Annotated in this window: 4 protein-coding genes; 2 read left to right on the forward strand and 2 right to left on the reverse strand. The window is 69.3% G+C overall.

Annotation, left to right across the window (positions count from 1 at the left end):
* The first annotated feature begins 114 nt into the window (after positions 1-114).
* Both phoU and IJH84_RS16715 read left to right on the forward strand, forming a co-directional pair.
* Positions 115-765: a phosphate signaling complex protein PhoU gene (gene phoU / locus IJH84_RS16710; protein ID WP_200068832.1), complete on the forward strand. Its 651-nt coding sequence runs from the start codon at positions 115-117 to the stop codon at positions 763-765.
* 266 nt (positions 766-1,031) lie between these two features.
* A complete protein-coding gene (locus IJH84_RS16715; RefSeq protein WP_295146041.1) occupies positions 1,032-1,889 on the forward strand; it encodes a helix-turn-helix transcriptional regulator in 858 nt (285 codons plus the stop codon).
* 63 nt (positions 1,890-1,952) lie between these two features.
* Here the strand turns inward: IJH84_RS16715 and pstB are convergent, their stop codons facing one another.
* Together pstB and pstA are read right to left on the reverse strand one after the other, a co-directional pair.
* The gene (gene pstB / locus IJH84_RS16720) at positions 1,953-2,729 is read right to left on the reverse strand and encodes a phosphate ABC transporter ATP-binding protein PstB (protein ID WP_200068831.1); all 777 of its coding nucleotides are present in this window, start codon (positions 2,727-2,729) and stop codon (positions 1,953-1,955) included.
* Between the two features lie 10 nt (positions 2,730-2,739).
* Positions 2,740-3,634 (reverse strand): phosphate ABC transporter permease PstA (gene pstA, locus IJH84_RS16725; protein ID WP_295146044.1); only part of this gene is annotated, 895 nt, incomplete at its 5' end.

Consider the following 3,634-nt stretch of genomic DNA (forward strand, 5'->3'; position numbering starts at 1 on the left):
CGAACACCGCTGGTGAGCGGTGCGCGCCCGGACGACCGGCGGCATCATGTTCGTTCACCACCGGTTCACCGTCGTGCGTCTTGTCCGATTCTTGCCGGAAGTAGGGTGACCGACATGCGTGAGGCTTACCAGGAACAGCTCGGCGAGCTCGCCGAGGAACTCGCCTCGATGTCCACCATGGTCGGAACGGCGATGGAACGCGCCACGCGTGCGCTGCTGGAGGCCGACCTGACCCTGGCCGAGCAGGTCATCGAGGAAGACGTGCAGGTCGACGACGTGCGCGCGCGTGCCGAGGAGCAGGCGTTCGGCCTGCTGGCGCTGCAGGCACCGGTCGCGGGCGATCTGCGCACGGTGATCTCCACCATCCACGCCGCCGAGGACATGGAGCGCATGGGCGACCTCGCGCTGCACGTCGCGAAGGCGGCCCGGCGCAGGCACCCGCAACCGGTGCTGCCGGAGCCGGTGCAGCCGTACTTCGACGAGATGGGCCGGGTCGCGGTCGACCTGGCCGGGCGGGCGGCGCAGGTGATCCGCTCCCAGGACGTCGATGCCGCCCGGGATCTGGAGAACGCCGACGACGCCATGGACGATCTGCACCGGCACCTGTTCAGCGTGATGATGGGTTCGGACTGGTCGCACGGCGTTGCCGCGGCCGTCGACGTGACCCTGCTTGGCCGGTTCTACGAGCGGTTCGCCGACCACGCGGTCGCGGTGGCGCGCCGGGTGGTGTTCACCGTTACCGGCAGCATGCCCACCACCAGCTGACCGTGCATCTCCGACGCCGCCCCGCGTTCCGCGGGGCGGCGTTCACTTGAGCGGGTGCAGCGCGCGGCGGCTGTCGCGCGAGTCGCAGTCGCGGCGGGTGATCGGCGGATCACGGATTCGTCCGGAACGGCGCCGAATCGGCAACCGACGTATTAATACTCGGTCTCAGCACCGGGTCGATCAACTGACGTGTGCGATCGTCGGGATCGTGAGCACCAGCGATGTACCGAACTCCGTCCCCGCCGCCGAGCCGCGGGAGGTCCGGGGTGCATAACAGCCCGACCGTGCACCGCCGCAGGCTCGGCAGCGAACTGCGCAAGTTGCGCGAAGCCGCCGGCCGCACCCACCGCGAGGTCGCCGCGCACCTGGACTGCTCGCAGGGCAAGATCAGCCAGATCGAGCTGGGCCGAGTGCCGGTGCGCACCTCGGACGTGCGGCTGATGGCCGAGTTCTACGGCGCCCCCGGCGAGCGGACCGGCGAACTGATCGACCTCGCCCAGGGCTCGAAGGAGCGCGGGTGGTGGCAGCAGTACCCCACGACCGCGCAGCGCCCCGGCTTCGAAACGCACCTCGGTCTGGAGACCGCGGCCAAAGCGGTCAGCTGCTTCGGCGCCGACCCCATCCCGGAACTGCTGCAGACCGCGGACTACAACGGCGCGCTGCTCGGCAGCGAACTGCGCGAACCCGCCGACGCCGAGAGCCAGGAACGGCTCACCGTCACCGCGACGCGGCAGCAGCGGCTGCTGGGCAACGAACCGCTCGAGCTGTGGGCGGTGCTGGACGAAGCTGCATTGCGCCGCTCGATCGGCGGGCCCGCAGTGATGCGCCAGCAGCTGGAGCACCTCGTGCTGATGGGGTACCGGCGCAACGTGACCATCCAGGTGCTGCCGTTCGGGCTGGGCGGGCACCCGCTGATGGGCGAGCGGATCTCGGTGTTCTCGTTCCCGGACGACGCGGACCCGCAGGTGGTGCACGTCGGCGACCGGACCGGCTCGCGCTTCCTGGACAAGACCGCCGACACCGCGGACTACCTGGCGGCCTTCGAGCGGGTCTGCTCCGCCGCGCTGCCCCCGAAGGAATCCAGCGCGTTCATCTCCAGCGTCGCCGACGACTGGCAGAGCTGACCACCCCGGAAACGACCGCGGGCCGGCCCCCGCTGGGAGGCCGGCCCGCCGGGTGCAACCCGCTCAGCCGAAGCGACCGGAGATGTAGTCCTCGGTGGCCTTCTGGCTGGGGTTGGAGAAGATCCGCCCGGTCTCGTCGATCTCCACCAGCTCGCCCGGCTCGCCCACGGCGCGCAGGTTGAAGAACGCGGTCTGGTCGCTGACCCGCGCCGCCTGCTGCATGTTGTGGGTGACGATGACGATCGTGTACTCCTGCTTCAGCGTGGCGATCAGGTCCTCGATCGCCAGCGTGGAGATCGGGTCCAGCGCCGAGCAGGGCTCGTCCATCAGCAGCACGTCCGGCTGCACCGCGATGGCGCGGGCGATGCACAGCCGCTGCTGCTGACCGCCGGAGAGGCCGCCGCCGGGCTTGCCCAGCCGGTCCTTGACCTCTTCCCACAGGTTGGCGCCGCGCAGCGCCCGCTCGGCGATGTCGTCGAGCTGCTTCTTGTTCTTCTGCCCGGACAGCTTCAGCCCGGCTACCACGTTGTCCCGGATGGACATCGTGGGGAACGGGTTCGGCCGCTGGAACACCATGCCGATCGTGCGGCGCACCTGCACCGGGTCGACCCCGGCGCCGTAGATGTCCTCCCCGTCGAGCAGCACCTTGCCGTCGACGCGGGCACCGGCGATGACCTCGTGCATCCGGTTCAGCGACCGCAGCACGGTGGACTTTCCGCAACCCGACGGTCCGATGAATGCGGTGACGCTGCGGGCCGGGACCTGCAACGTCGCGTCCTGCACGGCGTGGAACTTGCCGTAGTAGAGGTTCAGGTCCTTGATATCGAGACGCTTGGCCATGGGATCCGCCCTACTTGGTCTTGACGGCGAACAGCCTCGACAGCAGCGTCGCCGCGAGGTTGATCAGCATGATGATGAGCACGAGGGTCAGCGCGGCGCCCCAGACGCGGGCGTCGCCCGCCGCGGTCCCGGTGGCGCGCTCGGTGTAGATCACCAGCGGCAGCGAGGCCAGTTCGCCCTCGAAGAGGTTGAAGCTGATGGCCTTCGCGTAGCCCACCAGGATCAGCAGCGGCGCGGTCTCGCCCAGCACCCGGGCGAGGCCGAGCATGATGCCGGTGAGGATGCCGGACAGCGCGGTGGGCAGCACGATCTTCACGATCGTCTTCCACTTGGGCACGCCCAGCGCGTAGGAGGCTTCGCGCAGCTCGTCCGGGACGATCAGCAGCATCGTCTCGGTGACCCGCACGACCACCGGCACCATCAGCAGCACCAGCGACAGCGCCACCGCGAAGCCGCTCTTGCTGAACCCGAACGTGGTGATCCACAGCGCGTAGATGAACAGGCCGGCCACGATGGACGGCAGGCCGCTGAGGATGTCCACGGTGAACGTCGTGATCTTCGCGAACCGCGAGTCCTGGCCGTACTCGATCAGGTAGATCCCGACCAGCACGCCCAGCGGCACCGCGATGATGGCGCACACGAGCCCTTCGAGGACCGTGCCGACCAGCGCGTGGTAGATGCCGCCGTTGGTGTCGTTCGCGGTGAGCCCGTTGAACGAGTGGCTCCACCAGTCCGGTCGCAGCAGCGGTGCCGCGCCCTTCTGCACCAGCGTGAACAGGACCCACCGCAGCGGGATCACGGCGATCACGAACGCGCCGGTGAACACCACCGTCGCCAGGTTGTTCTTCAGCTTCCGCCCGAACCCGAGGTGTTGGAACGCGGGCGCGGTGGCGGGCCGTTCGACG

Origin of the sequence: Saccharopolyspora sp. (assembly GCF_017434145.1) — a bacterium.
In the GTDB taxonomy this organism is placed as follows: Bacteria; Actinomycetota; Actinomycetes; order Mycobacteriales; family Pseudonocardiaceae; genus Saccharopolyspora_C; species Saccharopolyspora_C galaxeae.

Excerpts from the sequence above, each read along its gene's own strand:
- phoU (WP_200068832.1), top strand. The coding sequence starts at position 115 with ATGCGTGAGGCTTACCAGGAACAGCTCGGCGAGCTCGCCGAGGAACTC.
- pstB (WP_200068831.1), bottom strand. The coding sequence starts at position 2,729 with ATGGCCAAGCGTCTCGATATCAAGGACCTGAACCTCTACTACGGCAAG.